Source organism: Clostridium transplantifaecale (assembly GCF_900626075.1).
Taxonomy (GTDB): domain Bacteria; phylum Bacillota; class Clostridia; order Lachnospirales; family Lachnospiraceae; genus Otoolea; species Otoolea transplantifaecalis.
This window is the reverse complement of sequence record NZ_UYZY01000007.1, coordinates 69042-88512: the sequence shown is the minus strand read 5'-3', so window position 1 is coordinate 88512 and position 19471 is coordinate 69042. Positions and strand designations below refer to the sequence as shown.

The window sequence follows — 19471 nt, the reverse complement described above, 5'->3', positions numbered from 1 at the left end:
CCACTATTCCTCTGCAATCGAACAGTCCGACTTGGTCTTCAATTGGATGAACAATGTGTTCTTTCCTGTTTACATGCAGTTTTATATAATTCTATAATGCTCCTCTTTCCCCTTGCCGCATGGCATCTGATCATGACGCATTATAACCGGGCAGGCTGTTGTGAATTACGGCTTTATCATAAACAGCTAAGCTTTTACCCTTCCGGCCTCACCACCATATCCACCAGCTCCGCCAGCGGTTCCATCGCATTCCTGGCCTCCTCATACGTATTATTCTGGGCCCCCACCTCAATAAGCGCCGAACACGGCCTAACATGCTGGTTATAGCGGAGCCCTTTCAGGTAAATCTTCCGCGTAAATCCGGGATAACAGGCGTCGGCACAGAGCTTCATCTGGAAGCTGAACGCCATATTATCGGTCCGGTAGGGGTTTTTAAGGTATTCAATCGCCCCGTCCGGGGTCTGGCTGGTTCCGTTGAAAAACATAATTGTAGCCGTCTTTTTCCCATTTATCTCATTAACCAGATGCGTGCTTTCTTTCACGCCGTCCCTGTGAATGTCGAGGACCACCTGAATAGACGGATTTTTCTGCAGGATAGCCGTTATTCCGTCCAGTGCATATGTATAAGCCTTGCTCCGATCCAGTTTCCCATCCCGGAGGTCGTAAACAGAAGTGTCATGAATGACATTATATCCCTTCTGCTCAAGCAGCTCGGTGAGATAGGCGCCGACTCCCACGATTGTGGCATCCTTGTTTCCTTCATGATAGTCTGCAAATTCTTCCTGCGAATGTGTATGGTAAATCAGGATCTGCGGTTTATCACTGCCTTGTTTCAGCGAGAAATCCTCCGACAAAAATGTTTTCGCGCTCATCATATCCCTGCCCGCCGTTGTGGTCGGGTGTACCGTATAAAAATGTTTCATCAGGAAATCGTAGTCGGCCAATTGGGCTGAAACGTATCTGATTCCGGATGAGCTGACGGTTCCCTTATTAATAAGCGAATCTCCGGCCGGACTTCCGGCAGCCTGAAGCTGACCGCCCGCTTCACTTTGGCCCCCGGCTGTCTGCACGGACTCTCCCTGTCCCTCTCCAGTGCCCGAACCCGCAGTATTGCCGGGGTACATCCCTGCTGCCCCGGATCTATTTTCGTCTTCCGACGTATTAGTATATGTAGAAACACCGCCCGAGGCCAGCACACTGCTGCCTTCCAAATCTCTGACAAGACACTCATATTCCTTTAAAATCCGGCTGCTCTCCAGATAATTCCCATACGACGGATCCGGCTCCAGCTCTCTGTGCAGTTTCCCCTGATTACCCTCGGCCAGCCTGTAGTAAGGCACCTGTTTTAAAATAAAGCCTGCCAGGCGGCCCGCCATTTCATCAACCTCTTTGCTTGCCCCACCGGAGTTTATACCTGTAAATCCGGCCGACGGATACCAGTTTTTCCAAATAAAAAGCGCTGTCCGGCTCTCGTAGCCGCTGAATGAATTCGAAACTATATTCCCCACAGCCAACGGCAGTCCCCGCAATGCCCTGCCTCCAAAGAAAGCGAACAGGAACAGGCACAAAATTGCTGCCGCCGGCCGGAAGATTGATATTTTTCTATTTCCTGCAATATATTCTCTAATGATTCTTATTTTTCCCGGCCTCATGTCTGTCCCGCCTTAAAAATTCTCTCCTTTTACCATTCTATGCAGGAGCCGGTTCTTTTTACCTGAATCTTGCCGGATTTCTTAATCTGGTAGCCGCTGCATAAGTTCCGCTTTACAAAGCGCCCGGAATTTAAGCCATGCCGCGCCGGCATTCACTCACTCTTTCTTACCGTACAATGCCCTGTGAATACCCTCGGACACGGTGAAGCTGAGCTGTTTTACCCTCTCGTCGATATCCTGGGGCGTTACAAACATCGGACCGAACTCCGGCTCCATCAGCTCTCTGATCAGCTCATACTGGCTCTCCGGATCAAGGTCCTCAATATATTTCGCATATCCTTCGGTCCCGCTGTTCAGCGTCAGTGTATGAATCAGCGCCTCCACCGTGCCGTGTACAATAGCTGCCGCACCTACTACAGTTGGGATTCCCAGAGCCGCCACCGGCACTCCCAGGCTCTCCTTCGTCATACTGTGCCTGTGGTTTCCCACGCCGGAACCCGGATGGATTCCCGTATCCGTAAGCTGGATTGTAGACGCCAGACGTCTGACGTTTCTTGCCGCCAGGGCATCGATTGCCAGGACCATGTCCGGTTTCGTCTCCTCCACAATTCCTTTTACAATCTCGGCCGTCTCCATTCCCGTCTGCGCCATGACGCCGGGTACAATGCCGCTCAGTACGGGAAGTTTGTTCTTTTCACAGAAATCATCCCCGTATTCTCCCAGGAAATGTCTTGTCATCTGAAGGTTATCCACCACCCTCGGCCCAAGGGAATCCGGCGTCACCTGGATATTACCAAGGCCCACAACGAGGATCGAGGCCTGCTCTTTCTTCTGCGGACACATTTTCTTAATAAGCTGGTTTAATTGCTTTCCCAGCTCCTCGGCCACCTCCTCATGATAGCCGTCATCCTTTTCCGCCATATCCGGGACATCCAGGGTCAGATAGGTTCCCATCGGTTTTCCCATGGCTTTTGCCCCACGCTCATCCAGAATGGAAACTTCCGTCATCCTGATATGGCTGTTCCTGTGATGCCATTCGCGGAGCGCAACGCCCTTTATTTCTCCTCCGTCCCCGGCAAAGCTTTCCTGTTCCTCCACAGCCAGGTCGGTCCTGGCTTCAAATGACGGTAATTCGCCTATTTTATTTTCATCGGTTATCCTGCTGTTTTTCCGGCCAAACATCGCAAATCTCCTTTCGCGGTTCATGGGTACTTTAACTCTTTATAGTTTTTCTGTTTTTCCTTTAAAATATACTGAAAAAACTGTATAAATCCGGAAAATACATATTGACATCCCTGACTTTATTCGATAAAATACAATAGTATGTTTACATTGAACTGTCCGTGTCCAGGCTTTAATGCAAACCAAAGAATTGATAATATATGATATATCAGATGGAGGTGTACAGATTGGCTAACATTAAATCTGCAAAGAAAAGAATTTTAGTAGCTGAAACAAGAGCTGAAAGAAACAAAGCGATCAGATCCAAGGTTAAAACAGTTACCAAGAAAGTTGATGCTGCAATTACTGCCGGTGACAAGGCTGCTGCACAGGCTGCATTATTAGTTGCAATCAGCGAGATTGACAAGGCTACCACAAAGGGAGTTTATCACAAAAATACAGCTTCCCGTAAAGTATCCCGTTTATCTAAAGCCGTTAACGCAATGGCTTAATTTTTGGAACTTTCAATTTATACAATTAATTAACCCATTATATAGAAAAAAGGTTTCCGCTCAGGTGTGGCGGAAACCTTTTTTCTATTCTTTCAATATCAGTACTTTTTCGTAATCAGAAGTTCAACTGCCATCCTGTCATTCAGCCTTCCCGTTTTCACCGCTTCCTCTGCCTCCACACATCCCTTCACACAGGCCAGAATCTGCTCCTTTGTAAATGCCCCGGCCTGAGCCGAAACCTTTCCTGCAACAAACGGCGGAATCTTCAGTTTTGATGCAATTGTACCTCTGTCAGTTCCCTTTGCCGTCAGTTCTTTTACCAGTAATAACTGGTTAAACTGTCTTGCTATCAGGAACAGAATACGCATCGGCGGTTCTTTCAGTGTGAGGAGATCTTCATATAAATCCATAGCAAGCCTCGTTTTTCTCGTTACGATGGCATTGACCATATCGAATATCTTATTTGTCACCTGGACCGTTGTTACGGCCTCCACATCCTCTGAAGTGACCACGTCCGCCCCCATCGTATAGGAAATCAGCTTTTCAAGCTCCATTCTGATATTCTCCATATCGTCGCCGGTCCGCTCCAAAAACAGGTTCATCGTGGCATTCGTGATTTTTCTCCCGTTCTGTGCCAGAATTGTACCGGCCCATCTGGCGAGCTGCGCGCTGTCCTGCCGCTTCATCTCGGCAACGTGGCCCAGCTCCTTTACTTTTTTAAAGAGCCGGTTTCTCTTGTCCACGGCATCTTCCACAAATACAATACACGTTGTATCAGGTACCGAAGGGAGATAGTCGGTCAGCGCATCGGCGGAAGTTTTGAAAAATCCGCTGTCCTCCACCACAATCAGACGCCTGTCACTGAAAAACGGCATCGTATCGGCAAGACTGATCAGTTCATTCACATCCAGTCCTTTCCCCTCAAAATAATTGTAATTCATTGTATCGTCACCGGCAATAGCCTCTTTGAGCTTCTTTTTATAGCTCTGCTTTAAAAATGACTCTTCACCGAACAGCAGGTATACCGTTTTGTATTGTCCGCTCTTTATATCCTCATTGATTATCTGCATCTGTCATCTGCTCCTCCATGCTGCTAGAATGTCGCCGGGTTTTACTTCACCCGTTTTCGCCTCTGCCGCTGATATCCAACAGCAGTCCGTCAGGAGATTGTCCTGCTGGTATTATAGACCGGAACCACGGTTTCTGTCCAGCAAAAAACCACTTACCTTCATTTTCTTTCCATCTGTCGTAACGTGAATGGCACCCGATCGTTCCGTGCTCCAAATCCCGGTTCCGATTTCTTCCAGACGTTCCACCACCTCCAGTGAAGGATGACCGTACGAATTCCCCCGGCCGTACGACAGGATTGTGACCGACGGTTTCACACAGGCCAGAAATTCCTGCCCTGTAGAGGTAGAGGAACCGTGATGGGCTGCTTTCAAAACCGAAATTCTCCCTTCAAACCGGCCTTCCGGCTGCTCTTTGTACGGTCCGTCTCCCGTCTCCGTCTGCATACCATAAGTTTCCGCACTCTCCCTCTTATCACGTTTCCCTGCTGTTTCCCTCTCCAACGAACCCATCTCTAACATTCTCTTCTCTCCCGCAGTCCCCACATCCCCTGTCAGCAGCATGCTATATTCTTTATAATTGACGGAAAGCACCAGTGAATGCCCGTTTCTGTCCTTCGAATAGACATCCTTATCCGGATAAATGGCGGCGATTTTCAGCGTTCCCTCATCCAGCTTTTGCCCGGCCTCCATATAAATAATATCCGCCCCTCTCATTTTCCCCAGCGTTTCTATCTGCCTGTAAACTTCCTCCCCTTCTCCCAGACAGGGCATGACAATCTGGCCAACCGATATATTTTCCTCATTTTCCAGCATCCAGACGATTCCGTTTATATGATCGCTGTCGCCATGGCTGATAAAAATGTAGTCCAGCCTGCTAATCCCTTTACTTTTCAAAAAAGGAACCAGCCTGTTTTTTCCCACACTTTTAAGCTGGCTGCTTCCGCAGTCCGTCAGCGCCGTGATGGTTCCTGTGCGAAAAAATATCCCGTCCCCCTGGCCCACATCCAGGAAATAAACTTCCAGCCCCCTGACCCGCGGCCTTACCGTCAGAAACAACACGGCAAAGAAACAGGCGGCGGTTTTAGCCATTCTTTCAGCCCTGACTCCAAATGCAGTTCTAACCGTTCTTTCACCCTCAGCCCTTGCCGTCCTTTTCACTGCCTGAATATACACAAATACCAGCGCACCGTAATAAATGCCAATGCACCAAAGCGGAGGACGCCCCGTAAGCGCCGTTGCCAACGGAAGCTGCAGGGTGAAACGGCAAAGCCCACGGTAAAGGGACAAAATGTAGTGTCCTGGCCCCGCCGCACCATGGCTGATGATACCAAGTAAGTATGCGGCTCCTCCCAGAAACTGCTTCAGCCCGCTTTTCAAAACGCCGCCTATCTCCCCTCCTGCAGTCACCAGATTTAAGACACCCACAGCCTTCCACATACCGTAAAGACCTATCGCCGCAATACCCGTTCCCGCCACATATGCCATCAGCGGAATCACCACCAGGTTAAGAATCACACCATACAGGGGAAATTCAAAAAAATGATACAATATTGCAGGAAGAGTGACAACCTGAATCGCCAGACTGACAGACATGGCCGATTGAAGCGCCCTCAGCATAGTTCCCACATCCACCATCCCGTCTTTCATCTTTTTTCCGTTCTCCCCCGATAACCGCCTCTCCTTTCCCTGCGCTGACCGCCAGTCATTACAAAGTCCCACGGCCCCTACCGCGCCATATGACAATTGCAGCCCGCTTGTAAAAAGCAGGTATGGAGAATCAAAAAGAAGGAAAATAAGGGAAAGCGCCATGGCAGACAGTAAATCATAGGTGCGCCCGAGATACGAAGCCAGAAATGAACAAAAAACCATAAAAACCGCCCGGAAAACAGAGGCCCCAAATCCCGTCATCGAGCCGTAGAAAAAAAGCAGCGCCGCCGATACAACACCGGCTTTTCCATATCCAACGCCTCTTTTTCTCAGAAATCCATATAGACTCATCCCAATTAAAGAAACATGTAAACCGCTCACCGCGAGTACATGGGCAATCCCTCCGTCCTGATACAGCTCACGTATTTCACTGTCCATCTCACTCTTATCTCCCAGAAGAATAGCCTGAAAAACACCTCTGTCTTCCTCACCATAAAGAAAAGCGAGCGCTTCTTTCACAAATTGCCTGACGGATGAAATCTGTCTCCAAAAAGCAGCCTCATCCCCACCCGACGTTTCTATCTTATCCGCTTTAATCCTGCAGCGCAGCTTCTGAGAGCGGTAATACATCCTGTAATCAAACTCTCCCGGATTTCTGGCCTCCTGAAACAATTCCGCTTTTCCTCTCACCCACAGATTCATTCCGACCTTCAAACGGTTCACCGGCAGGCGTTCCGCCGTCTTAGCCTCCGCCGAAACCATGATCCGTTTCTCCTCATATCTCTCCTCCCCGGCCGTAACCGTCACCGGCTCCAAAATAAGAGTATATATCTCATTTTTAAACGATACATCGCGGATCCTGCCTTCCGCCTCCACCCGCGTTCCCGTCTTACCGCCCCGCTCTTCCCCGTATTCCCTCTCCGCCAATACAGCCTCCAGCGGCCATTTCTTCATTTCCACTCTCATCCTAAACCAGCCCGACAAACAGAAAAACGTCAGAATAGCCAGTAAAAGCCACACCCTGGGGACCTTTTCATCCCCAATCAACAAAAGCAGACTCCCCGTTCCAGTCCTCAGATAAAACCCAAGCAAAATACCTGCCGCCAACAATACCGCCACCACAAACAAGCCGCCTGAAATAGCCGCCCGTCCTGTGTATTCCGTCATTTTACCGAACCAGTAAGCAGCGACCTCTCCAAGTACATATGCTCCTGCAATCCATAAAAACGGTCTTTTTATTTTATTACCTCCAAAATTGGGATTTAGTTAGATGCGAGGACGCGCCCCTCTGAAAGATAGCGACGGGGTAGATAAAACAGAACAATTCAGCAGCCGCAGACCGGGCCGGAATGGTAAGCGATAACCTCGGCGTCTTCATTCCCGGATCATAACCTGCCCGTGGGGAAGTAGGGAGAAAAAGATTCCGGAGGGAACCTGGGAGTCCATCAGCACTTAGGCGGCGTCTCTCAGACGCCTTAGTACTGTTATGTACTCCAAAGAGCGCAAGCGTTTCCCGCAGGAACTTTTTCTGCCCGGATTCCCCACCCGCGACATCCCACAGCCCGGGACTGAAGACTCACAGCCTCCCACTCACCATCCCGCCCCCCAGCCTGCGGCGACGTTCTCATTTCTCATCCACAATATACTTCTTCTCCCTCTCCAAAGGCGTCGAAAGAGAAATCGCATTGCGGTACATCACATTAGCCGACCCGTTCACCGTAATCTGGACCTTATTAACCGTCTGCAGTTCCGTCAGTGAATTGACCAGCGCGTAGACAGGAATATAATCTGCCGCCTCCACCTCGCCGTTTATAAATGTACTGTCGAGATTTACATAGCAGGTATTATCCGTCAGGGACACGTTCAAAATCCTGGTGTCCTTTGGAAGCACGGGCGAATTCCCCGCCTGCGAACCGGCTATCAGCTGTTCTACCACGAGTCTCTCCAGCGAGGTATTGACATTGTGGACGACTTCCCTTGTCTCTTCCACCAGCATATCTTTCTTTTCGTTGGCAAAATAGAGCTTCAGCTCCACTCTCTCAAAGGAGTTCACGTCGGAGATGCTCTCCGCGAAATCAGAGGCTGAAAATGCTCCCACCGGGTTGCCCTGGTGATCAAGCAGCGGCTGTCCGTCGCAGTTGATACTGATATAATCAATTCCATCCACCTGGGTAAAGGTCTTTGCCATTGCCGCCCGGCACAGAATCTCCCTCGTCGCCTTCATCGCCGTATAATCTTTATTAAAATTCAGGTACAGAACATTGTCCTCTTTTCTCATATCCAGAAGTATTACTTTTTCTCCCAGCGCAGCCTGGTAATCCGGGTTATCCGGAGCCTCTAAAAGCTGTCCCGCCAGTTCTCCGATCAATGTCTCCTGATCGGTTGTTTCCGTTTTATACTCCACGCTGGCAAGCTTTGTCCTGGAGGGATTCAGATAATAAATCCTGTAACTGCCTTTTTCCGGCTCGGCAATTTTCTTCTCCCGTCCGCATCCCGAAATTCCAAGACACAGCAAAAGAGCCGCCATAAGGCAAAATAATCGTTTCAAATATACTTCCATCCTTTCACATCTAAGGGTTCCGGAGCCGAAAATGTTGCTGTCCGCCCCATGCCCAGTAACCTGAAAACAGCCATAACGGGATATTACGGAATGTAATTAAGAGGAATGCGGACCGTAAATGTGGTTCCCTCCCCTTCTTTACTCTGGAGCTTAATCGCCCCCTGGTGCAGAATTACAATATTTTTTGTAATCGCCAGGCCCAGGCCGGTTCCGCCCGTCTCCCTTGAGCGCGCCTTATCCACCCTGTAGAAACGCTCAAACACGTGCTCCTGAAACTCCTGAGGAATCCCGATTCCGTTGTCAATTACCTTTACATAAAAGAATTTATGATCCGCGTCCAGAACCACATGGACCCATCCGTCCTCACGGTTGTACTTGACCGCATTTTCCACCAGGTTGCTTAAGGCCAGCGACAGTTTTACCTCGTCGATATCGGCCGTAACCTCTCTCTGGCTCTCAAATACCAGCTCAATATTGCGCCTCTTGGCAATCGGCCTCAGGCGCTTTAAAATCTGTTCCATCAGCGCATTGATGGAAATAGATGCAATATTCATATCCGGTGAGGATTTATCCATCTTAACAAGCGAAAGAAGATCGTCGATAATCTTGCCCTCGCGGTCGATCTCATCCGAGATATCCGCCATGAATTCCTTATACAATTCCACCGGAGCATCCTCCATCCCCATCAGTGAATCCGCCAGCACCCGGATTGAGGTGATAGGCGTCTTAAGTTCATGGGAAACGTTGGATACAAACTCCTGTCTGGACTGGTCCACGGCCTTTAACTTTTTTAGTGTCTGGCTGACTGCGTCGGATATGCCTTTTGTCTCTTTGTAATCTTCCACCTGGATATCCTGATCGAGATTCCCCTCCGAGACAAGGTTCAGCCTCTCCTGAAGCTTTCTGAACGGTTTCATAAGAAACGCTGCCGCCAGAAAATCCACCGCTATCACAAAGCACAGAAGCACAAACTGCAGAAATCCCGCCTTATGCATAACCTGGCTTTCCAGAAGGGCCATACTCTCTGTGGAGGCTGTCATCAGGAGGACTCCCTCCACCTTCTTGGCATCCGCTTTAGAATAAACCGGGAGTGTCAGATAAAAATAATCCTTCTTTTTGTTCCGCCGGTTTATAGTTTCTCCCTCAAATGAGCGCAGAACCTCCTCCACCACACTTGTTTTTCCCTTGGTCAGCTCAAACGTGTCTTTAATTATCTTAAAGCTGCTGTCTATGACGATGATACGCCCGTTAAACAAATCCGCCGTCACATTCATCTCGGCATCCAGGCCGGGATTGTTGGATGGATTGTTAATATAATCCAGGGTCACCATCTTGTTGGCAAGCATCAGGCATTTGCTCTGTGCCTCTATCATGCTCTCCTCAATCTGGCTCTGACGGAAAAATCCGGCCAGAAACCTGGCCTGTATGAGAAGCGGCATCAGAGTCACCAGCAGGAAACAGAAAAGCAGCGGCACCTTCATGCTTACGGAACGCTTTAATTTCCTTCTCAGTCTCTTCATCTCTCTCATTTAGCTCTCGATTTTCTTCACTGCCGCGATCGCCAGCCCTCCCGGGCCGATATGGCACGCAACACTCAGTGACAGGGGATCCATATAAATATCCGTATCCGGGAAAATCTCCTGCAGCTCCTCTTTCAGCTGTAAAGCAGCTTCCTCACTGTTGCTGTGGGCAATTTCAAGGTGGGTGTTCTTTCCCTCCCTGTCGTTCCATCTTGTCTCCAAATCGTGCTGGATGGCGGAAATCATCATCGCTTTAGCCTGCTTCATCGTCCTTGCCTTGGCAAAAGCATCCAGCTTCTCTCCCTGTATCGTGAGGACCGGTTTCAGTCTGAGAAGTGTTCCGAGAGCCGCGGCGGCCGGCGTGATCCTGCCGCCCTTTTTAAGGTATTTCAGGGTGTCCACCGTGATATAGATCGTGGAATTATGGCTGGTCCGTTCAAGCTCCTCCTTGATTTCCAGGGCGCTCATCCCCCTCTCAGCCATCGTGAGGGCATCCAGGGCCGACTGTCTCTGGGTTACGGATATCTGGTGGTTATTTACCACCTGGACACGGCCGTCGTAGTCCTCGGCCAGCATCAGAGCCGTCTGGCAGGAACCCGACAGGCCGCTGGACATCGGAATATGGACAATCTCATCATATTCTTCAAGGAGTCCGTCCCACAGCTCCACAATTGAATCCGGCGACGGCTGGGAAGTGGAAATATCCAAGTCCTCGGCCATCTTCTCATAAAATTCGCGCTGTGTCAGGCTGATATCCTCCATATATTCTTTTCCATCAATCATAAAAGGCATAGGAAGAACCTTGATTCCAAGTTCCTTGCCCTGCGCCTGCGTAATACCGCTGTTGCTGTCTGTCACAACTGCAATTTTCATTTTGTTTCCTCCAATCGTTCTGCCCCGTCATCTTCAAATCCGTTGGCAGATGTATATAAATGATAGTAGATTCCCTGTTTTTCCATCAGCTCGTCGTGGCTTCCCTCTTCCTGTATGCCGTTGCCGGACAATACAAGAATCCGGTCCGCGCCTCGGATGGTGCTGAGCCTGTGGGCAATCGTAAGTGTTGTCCTTCCCACAGCCAGCTTATCGAGAGACTGTGACACCATCTTTTCACTCTCATTGTCGAGAGCCGATGTCGCCTCATCCAGAATCAGAATCGGCGGATTTTTCAAAAATACCCTGGCAATGCTGATACGCTGTTTCTGTCCTCCCGACAGCTTCACGCCGCGCTCCCCCACATAGGTATCGTAGCCCCCGGACATCCCGTCAATAAACTCATCGGCACCGGCCATCCTGGCCGCCTCGATGACTTCCTCTCTGGACGCTCCCGGCCTTCCGTATACAATATTGTCATAGATCGTACCGGAGAACAGGTACACATCCTGCTGCACCATACCCACCTGGCTTCTCAGGCTCTCCAGCGTAATTCCCCGCAGATCTTTCCCATCCACGCAGATCCTTCCTTCGGTCGGGTCATAAAACCTCGGAATCAGGTTACAGAGCGTCGTCTTACCGCCGCCGGAAGGTCCCACCAGGGCAATCTTCTCCCCCGGACGGATAGTCAGATTAATCCCGGATAACACCAGTGTGTGATCATCCGGATATTCAAACGAAACATTTTCAAATGTAATCTCTCCGCGGGAATCTTTAAGTTCCACCGCATCGTCCTCATTGAAAATATCAATGTCAGCGTCCATAATTTCACAGAATCTTTCAATTCCGGTCATTCCGCGCTGGAACTGCTCGGCAAATTCAATGATTCTGCGGATCGTGGATAAAAGCGTCGTCACATACATCGTATAGGCCACCAAATCTCCGGGGCTTATAATCCCTCTCACCAGAAATGTCCCGCCGGCGATGATGACAACCACATACATCACACCGTCAAACATCCTGACCGTGTCCTGGAATGCCGCCATGTAAAAATAAGTCTGCTTTTTGATTTCGAGGAATTTGAGATTATCCTGCTGGAACTTTTCAATTTCCAGTTTTTCATTGCCAAAGGCCCTGACCACTCTGTTTCCCAGAAGGCTGTCCTCGATTCGGGCGTTCAGTTCCCCGACATGGTTGCGCTGCATCTTAAAAGCTGCGCGCACCTTCAGGTTGAAGTAAGTACAGGATACCGCCATAACGGGAATGAAGATAAAGATCACTATGGTCAGCAGCAGATTAATCCTGGCCAGTATGAAAAATGAGATTATGATTTTCAGGAATGCAATAAAAAATTCTTCGGGACAGTGATGGGCAAATTCCGTCACGTCAAACAAATCGCTTGTAATGCGGGACATAATCTGCCCCACCTTCGTGTTGCTGTAAAAACTGTCCGACAGCTTCTGCAGGTGGCAGAATGCGTCCTTCCTCATATCCGTCTCAATCCTGGCTCCCATAATGTGGCCCGTGTAGGCCATATAAAAGCTGGCCAGCCCATCCACGATTCTGAGCCCAAAGTACATAAGGCCGATGGTGACAATCGTCTTTACCGTAAGGTTTGCCAGATTATACATCCCCTCGTTGGTAATATACCGCAAAATAAGCGGCAGCACGATCTCACACAGCGTCGTCAGCGCAGCACAGAATAAATCAAACAGCAGCACCTTCCAATATCTCAGATAATACGGTGCGAAGCGTTTCATCAGTTCACTCGTCTTCATTCGGTTCATCAGTATCTCTTCCCTTCTTTTGAACGCTCTTTTTATTCTATCTTATTTTGAGGGTAAATGGAAGTGGATAAAGAAATTTCTTTCCTGGATGGCGATTGAGAAAAGGGTACCGCGCAACTGCTTCAGTGAAGTAATTGCACGGTACCCCTTGGGTATTTATTACTGATAAATCTGGTTGATTTTCCAGTAGCCGTTGAATTTGTACATGTTGAGTCCGGAACTATTGCCCATCTGGACGCCGGAGTTTCCGATTTCCTGGAGCTTTTTGATATCGGTCTGGTCTATTGCTGTTGAAAGTTTTTTTGTGAAGACTTTATCTTCTCCGAGTTTGATGAGCTGCTGGGGCGTGCTGTATTCAACGGAACTGCCGTCGGCATAGGTAATGATGACCGGGTAGTTGCACATCTTGGAAAGAGTTTCCAGGTCACGGTAGGAGAATGTTTTCTGTATCAGTTCCGCCATCTGGGCCGCATCTTTAACGTTGACAGAATCGGATACAGTGCTTTTAACGCTGTCTAAAATAAAATTGTTGATTTTCCACTTCCCGTTAATCTTGCAGAGCGCCAGTCCGTAATCCCCGCCCATCTGTACGGCTCCGTTGCCGGCGCCGCTCAGCTTGGCAATGTTTGTGGATTCAATTGAATCAAGAAGCTTCTGCGTAAAAACCGTTGAGTTTCCCAGGGCCATAAAACCGGCTTTATCAGGGATTTCCTCCAATTCGCCACTCGCATAGGAAATGACCACCGGAAACGCACAGAGGTCCGCCACCTTTCCAAGATCCTGTTTCTTAAATGCATGCTGCACCTTTTCCGCAATATCCTGCATCTTAGCCGTATCTTTCCCGGCAGAGGCTGTAGCATGGTTCCGCCGCGCCGCATAAGCAGGCATGGCAGGAACCGCATTCACCATAGCCAGAGCACACATTGCAACAGCAGCATATTTTTTAACCTTGTTTAATTTCATCATTTTTTTCTCCTTTTTAATTTTTTCGTTTTAACTGTCTTTTCAAATATTAGACTGCCAAAGAAGAAAAAAAGTTGCCGCTGGATCAAAAAAATTTTATCATCGCGCAGACGTCCTCATTTCTCAACTCCCTCTGGACGTATCTCCGTTTCTATCTTATAATAAACCTATATAAAATACCAAGGAGAACTGATTATGCCATATTGCCCGAAATGCGACATGGAATTTGTCGATGGAATCACTACATGCAGTGACTGCGGCGGTGAGCTCGTGGAGTCACAGGAAGCTTATGAAGCCGAAAAACGTGCACTGGAGAAGCAGCAGAAAATAGAAGCTGCCACGGACCGCTACCATGACATGGAGGGCTTTGACGCCTCGCAGCTCATGGATAACCTGATTGATTTTGAACACCTGGACAGTCTGGAAAACCTGGAGAATTTTGAGACGTTTTTAAGCCGCGACAGCGAACCGGAGGACAAGACAGAAGGTGCCGGCACGGGCGGAACACAGGAACCCCGGGCCAGGGCCGTCTCGCCCGGAGTCTATGTCAGCGGCCGTCAGCGCTGCGAGGATCTTCGTTCTTCCGGCTCCGCTTTTCTGATGGTGGGAGGTGCTGCGGTCGTGTTTGCCGCCGTCTGCTGGGCCGGAATTATCAATCTTCCAATGGCCGGAGGCTCCAAAATTTTCTTCCAGTCGGTTATTACGCTCATCGGCCTTGCCTGCCTCGTCGTCTCATTCAAGACCCGCAGTTCCCTGGCCACAGCCCTGAAACAGGCGGAAGCGGAAGAAAAACGCACGGAGGAGCTGATTGCATGGTTTACCTCCACCTGGACCGGAACCCAACTGGATGAGGAACTGAAAAAAGAGGAACCAGGACTGGCCGGGGAAGAACTGGAATTGAAGCGGTTCGAATTAATTCAGGATCGTCTGATTACAGGACAGGATCTTCCGAACCAGGCCTATGTTGATGCCCTCAGCGAAGAAATCTATCACAAGCTTTACGAGTAATTCAACGTCCGGTGAAGCGATGCCCTTTCAATGATGCAGAAAACACCCCGGATTACCGGTTCTCTTTTCAGGAGTTTCCGGTCGGCCGGGGTGTTTCTTATTTATTATTTCTCATCTTTTATCTTTTAATTCAGGAGCAGTAATTTACTGTCACTTTATTAGCTTAGATTTTCCCGTCACCTCACAAGCAGGGATTTTCCCGTCATTTCCTTCGGCTGTTCCATTCCCATCAATTCAATTAAGGTTGGAGCAATATCGGCCAGACATCCGCCTTCCCTCAATTTGTAAGCCGGATCTGCGTTTACAAGGATGAAAGGCACCTGGTTCGTCGTATGGGCAGTCCAGGGTTCGCCTGTCTCATAATCCACAAGCTGCTCTGCATTACCATGGTCGGCACAGATGAAGAGCACGCCGTCCGTTTCCCTGATGGCATCCACGGTTCTTCCCACGCAGGCATCCACCGTTTCAATTGCCTTAATGGCGGCCGCTTCAACTCCCGTATGGCCTACCATATCAGGATTTGCAAAGTTGATAATAATCACATCATATTTTCCTGACCTTATTGCCTCCACCAGTTTATCACATACCTGCGGTGCACTCATCTCCGGTTTCAGATCATAGGTCGGAACTTCTTTCGGTGACGGAACAAGAATACGGTCCTCGCCTTTGTTCGGCTCCTCGATTCCTCCGTTAAAGAAGAATGTCACATGGGCGTATTTCTCCGTCTCGGCGATCCTTGCCTGCGTTTTTCCATGCGCCGCCAGAAATTCACCGAATGTATTGGTAATCTCTTCTTTTCTGAAAGCAACCAGTTTATTGCCGATTGTCTCGTCATAATCCGTAAAGCATACAAACACCAGATCAAGACGTTTTTTTCTTTCAAAACCGGTAAAGTCATCATCACAGAATGCTCTTGTAATCTCCCTTGCGCGGTCGGGACGGAAGTTATAGAAAATCACGGAATCCCCGTCCTGAATCAGAGCGGCAGGTTTACCGTTCTCCTCCACATTGAAGGGAACCACAAACTCATCATTAATTTCCTTATCGTAGGATGCCTGGATGCCGCCTGTCGCACTGTCCGCCTTCTCTCCCTCGCCGTCCACCAGAACCTTATATGCACGCTCCACACGATCCCAGTTTTTGTCACGGTCCATTACATAGTAGCGTCCCATTACGGAAGCCACGCGGCCGACGCCAATCTCTTTCATCTTCTCTTCCAGCGCGGCGACAAAACTCCTGCCCGATGCAGGCGGTGTATCGCGGCCGTCCAGGAAACAGTGTACGAATACTTTCTCCAGGCCGTTTTTCTTAGCCAGTTCAAGGAGGCCGTAGATGTGGGTATTATGGCTGTGCACGCCTCCGTCGGAAACCAGTCCGAACAGATGAAGAGCCGAATTATTCTTTTTGCAGTTTTCCACTGCTTTCATAAATTCCGGGACGGTGAAGAAATCACCGTCTTCGATAGATTTTGTAATTCTTGTAAGTTCCTGATATACAATACGGCCGGCTCCCATATTCAAATGGCCTACTTCAGAGTTGCCCATCTGGCCGTCGGGAAGACCGACAGCAAGACCGCTGGCATTGCCTCTCACGTAAGGACACTGGCTCATCAACTGATCCATAACCGGCGTCTTCGCCTCACAAACCGCATTGTGCTCACAATTGCTGTTAAGGCCGTAACCATCAAGTATCATTAATACAGTTGGTTTCTTGCTCATAATCTATCTCCTTTATCTTCTTCTCCTGTTTCACCCGGGCGCATTCTTAAGCCGGGTCTGATGCCCCAAAAAAAGCCACTGAAACTCCGGATATCACGGGCAAAACAGAAGGCATTTATATTATTCTTGCCAATTTCTTATTTTACATGATTTTGCGGTAAGTTTCAATGGCTGTATGATAAATTTTTGACGAATTTTACCTGGTTTTCCTGTTTATTCCGTCGGTATATCGGGCTCATAAACGGTATATCCGTTCTTGCCCCTTTCCTTTGTCTGATAAAGCGCTGTGTCGGCATTCCTGTATAACTCAAAGAACTGTTTTCCTCCGGATGGAAAAACTGCCACGCCGATGCTTGCCGATATATTCCACTTCATATCCCGGTACTCCATCACTGTATCAAGAGCTTCTGTAAGCTGTTTGGCTTTTTCCCTTACCCAGTTCTCATCCGGAACACGGGCAAAAGCAGCAAATTCGTCGCCTCCAATCCTCCCCAGGATGTCCTCTTCGCCAAAATGGCTTCTGATAATACCGGTAAATTCTTTAATGCAGTAATCCCCAAATGCATGGCCAAACTGATCGTTTACCAGTTTAAAATTGTCAATATCAAAAATGAAGAACGCGTACATTTCCTGCAGGGGTTTCGTCAGCGCCGCATCAATCAGGCGCTCCGTTTCCGTCTTACTGTAGAAAAGCGTCATCTGATCCATTACGGCCTGTATCTCTTTTTCCTTTTCCTTCTCTATATTCTTTCTGTAGGTAAACATATGAAGTGACTTGTCTTCTGCCGAAAGGAATACATAGGCGTCTATCCGCATCCAGAAATAAGAAGATCCATCCTGCGTAATTTGAAAATCATAGCAAAGGTGGCTGTTGCCGCTTTCATACTCTTTTATAACATTGGACGGCTCAAAAGTTCTGATATAACCTTCCCTGAATTCCTCTTTAATCTGTTTTTCAGCAATAACGCGAAGCCCCTCGCTGTATGGAAGGCCTTTTGCGCCAAGGCTCTCAAAATATTCCTCGGTTCTTTTTCCTACGGTACAGTCTTTCGTAATATTCAGCTCATAAATATTATCGTAAAGCTGCTCCGTCGCCCTTTTAAAACTCCCCTGCCTCTCTTCCATCAACTCGGTAATCTGCCTGTTAAAGTTACGGATTACTGCAGTAATGACAAACAGAACAATTATAACTATAAGGAAAAGCATTATTCCGGTGGTCAAAAGCTGTAATCTTATGTCATTGAGAAGCTGGCCCGTGTTCTGTTCCACTGTAAGTAACCAGGACAGCTCCGGAATATAGCGTACCACCACATAGCTTTTTTCCTGGTTTTGGCCTCCCTGCGATGCCCATGTCTCCAGATTAGAATCAGTTTCCCTCCACTCCAGAATCTGTCCCCTTATCGATTCACAGTCATTTACCTCAAACCAGTCTGTCTTGTCATAGCCATTAAAAGTAGTCGATATCTCAATCGTTCCGTCCAGACTGAGCAGACTGGCCTTTATGTTAAATTTATCCTCATAACTCTGAAGCAGATCTTTCAGATAATTAATCCGTATCCCGACTCCAATAATTCCCAGTGTCGCGCCGTCGTTATCCTGCACCTTGCAATTCACAAACACAGTGATCACATTGTCAGCGCCGGCCACTTCATCATTATCCACGTTCAGTGAATAATCCTGATTGCTTTTCAGCAGTTCATAATACCAGGCGTTTTCCGGGCTGTCCTCAGTCAGAATACGGTCAACTCCATTAAAATTATAGTATCGGGAAGTGGCTGCGGAGACGAGAAACACGGAATCGAATCCGTATTTTTCCCGGTATGTGTCGAGGTATGTTTTCGTTTTTTCTATATAGTCTTCATCCTCAAGATGATCAAGCTCTTCCGAAAGATGCTCCAGCAGCAAACTGTCATGGGCCATGGTCAATGAAGTATTGACGGGCTTTGTAAACTTTGTCGTCAACTGATAATAAATTCCTTCTGCAGTCAGGGATGACACCTGCTCAATGTTATCAAGCGACGCACGATAATTAGCCCGATAGCTTAACATGGCCGTAAGAGTAAAACCAATTACCAGAATGAGGCTGACCAGCGCATTCGTCTTAAAAAGCTTGCTATTTTTCATACCGATTTCTCCCCTTTGTTTCGAATTGTCCCACTCTGTCAGAAAAGGAAATTCATTTGCAGCAGTCTGATATCATCCTCTGTCACACCGTACCGCTTTAAATATTCAGGCAGAGAAATCTCCCTGTAAAAATCCAGAAGACGCTCCATACTCTGCGCGTCCGCCTTCATAAACGGCTCCATCCTGCCCCTGGCCTCTTCGTCCAGCATCCCCAGCAGTTTGTTCATACCTTTTTTATTATATGTATAGGTCACTTCATAATCTGCTATTATATCTTCATCGGCAATACCGCAGAGAAAGTAAATGCAGGAAGCTACAATGCCGGTTCTGTCTTTTCCTGCCGTACAGTGAAACAGCACTGCACCGCGCTCCAGCCCGGCAATCAGCTTACGGACCGTCTCTGCCAAAAGTGCGCCGTGGTTTCTGACAATGTTCATATATCCTTCCGTAAGGCTCCCGGCAAATGCTTTCTCGGCAGATTCCGATATGTCCTTTGCATCAATCTGTTCTGTCTGAATTGGACAGTGGTACCATTCCACCCCTTCAGGCACATTATCCGGCCCCTGTTCTATCTCCGGCAGACTGCGCAGATCCAGCACTGTCCTCACCCCGTAATCCATGAGGCGTTTCCACTCCCCCTCCGTCAGGTTCTGAAGAGCTCCTGCCCTCAAAAGTTTCCCAAAAGCAGTGTTTCTGCCGTCGGCTGTCTCATAGCCCCCCAAATCCCTCATATTAAGACAATGTTCCAGGCGGAACCTTTTAACCGGTCTGTCCATTTGTTCTGTCCCCTTTCTGTCATGGCAATCTCTCTTTGTGAGCTTGACCAATTTATTATAACACAGTAAAACGGGCGTTTCAACGCTCTACCCCACCGGGTTG

The 19471-nt window shown here is 48.5% G+C and carries 14 protein-coding genes; 2 read left to right on the top strand and 12 right to left on the bottom strand.

Features of this window, described 5'->3' with window-relative positions:
• Positions 1–194: 194 nt before the first annotated feature.
• Both spoIIP and gpr read right to left on the bottom strand, forming a co-directional pair.
• Positions 195–1652, bottom strand: a complete 1458-nt coding sequence (spoIIP, locus tag EJL91_RS21525) for a stage II sporulation protein P (RefSeq protein WP_243125519.1) — start codon at positions 1650–1652, stop codon at positions 195–197.
• Positions 1653–1808: 156 nt separating this feature from the next.
• Positions 1809–2834 (bottom strand): GPR endopeptidase, encoded by a 1026-nt coding sequence (gene gpr, locus EJL91_RS21520; protein WP_125144022.1) that lies wholly within the window; start codon positions 2832–2834, stop codon positions 1809–1811.
• A 227-nt stretch (positions 2835–3061) separates the two neighbouring features.
• On the opposite strand from gpr, the gene rpsT reads away from it, so the two are divergent.
• The gene (rpsT, locus tag EJL91_RS21515; RefSeq protein ID WP_125144021.1) at positions 3062–3325 is read left to right on the top strand and encodes a 30S ribosomal protein S20; all 264 of its coding nucleotides are present in this window, start codon (positions 3062–3064) and stop codon (positions 3323–3325) included.
• A gap of 98 nt (positions 3326–3423) precedes the next feature.
• Here the strand turns inward: rpsT and holA are convergent, their stop codons facing one another.
• From holA to EJL91_RS21480, 7 genes are all read right to left on the bottom strand, one after another.
• Complete coding sequence (holA, locus tag EJL91_RS21510; RefSeq protein ID WP_125144020.1) at positions 3424–4395, bottom strand: DNA polymerase III subunit delta; 972 nt, start codon at positions 4393–4395, stop codon at positions 3424–3426.
• A 111-nt stretch (positions 4396–4506) separates the two neighbouring features.
• On the bottom strand, positions 4507–7209 hold the full coding sequence (locus EJL91_RS21505; RefSeq protein ID WP_125144019.1) for a ComEC/Rec2 family competence protein: 2703 nt from the start codon (positions 7207–7209) through the stop codon (positions 4507–4509).
• A 457-nt stretch (positions 7210–7666) separates the two neighbouring features.
• Entirely contained in the window at positions 7667–8590 is a 924-nt protein-coding gene (locus tag EJL91_RS21500) for a GerMN domain-containing protein (protein WP_125144018.1), read from the bottom strand.
• Positions 8591–8685: 95 nt separating this feature from the next.
• Positions 8686–10131 carry a sensor histidine kinase gene (locus tag EJL91_RS21495; RefSeq protein WP_206429534.1) on the bottom strand — a complete coding sequence of 482 codons (1446 nt, stop codon included), beginning with the start codon at positions 10129–10131 and terminating at the stop codon, positions 8686–8688.
• Positions 10132–10995, bottom strand: coding sequence for a DegV family protein (locus EJL91_RS21490; protein ID WP_125144017.1), 864 nt, complete (start codon positions 10993–10995; stop codon positions 10132–10134).
• Positions 10992–12770, bottom strand: a complete 1779-nt coding sequence (locus tag EJL91_RS21485; protein ID WP_423243463.1) for an ABC transporter ATP-binding protein — start codon at positions 12768–12770, stop codon at positions 10992–10994. Before EJL91_RS21485 ends, EJL91_RS21490 begins: the two co-directional genes overlap by 4 nt.
• Positions 12771–12938: 168 nt before the next feature.
• Complete coding sequence (locus EJL91_RS21480; protein WP_243125517.1) at positions 12939–13745, bottom strand: hypothetical protein; 807 nt, start codon at positions 13743–13745, stop codon at positions 12939–12941.
• A gap of 192 nt (positions 13746–13937) precedes the next feature.
• On the opposite strand from EJL91_RS21480, the gene EJL91_RS21475 reads away from it, so the two are divergent.
• Positions 13938–14750, top strand: a complete 813-nt coding sequence (locus tag EJL91_RS21475) for a hypothetical protein (RefSeq protein WP_125144015.1) — start codon at positions 13938–13940, stop codon at positions 14748–14750.
• Between the two features lie 176 nt (positions 14751–14926).
• On the opposite strand, the gene gpmI is transcribed toward EJL91_RS21475, so the two are convergent.
• The 3 genes from gpmI to EJL91_RS21460 form a co-directional block, all read right to left on the bottom strand.
• The gene (gene gpmI / locus EJL91_RS21470) at positions 14927–16468 is read right to left on the bottom strand and encodes a 2,3-bisphosphoglycerate-independent phosphoglycerate mutase (RefSeq protein WP_125144014.1); all 1542 of its coding nucleotides are present in this window, start codon (positions 16466–16468) and stop codon (positions 14927–14929) included.
• Between the two features lie 213 nt (positions 16469–16681).
• Positions 16682–18592, bottom strand: coding sequence for a sensor domain-containing diguanylate cyclase (locus tag EJL91_RS21465; RefSeq protein ID WP_125144013.1), 1911 nt, complete (start codon positions 18590–18592; stop codon positions 16682–16684).
• A 38-nt stretch (positions 18593–18630) separates the two neighbouring features.
• A complete protein-coding gene (locus EJL91_RS21460; protein WP_125144012.1) occupies positions 18631–19368 on the bottom strand; it encodes a tyrosine-protein phosphatase in 738 nt (245 codons plus the stop codon).
• Positions 19369–19471: the final 103 nt, after the last annotated feature.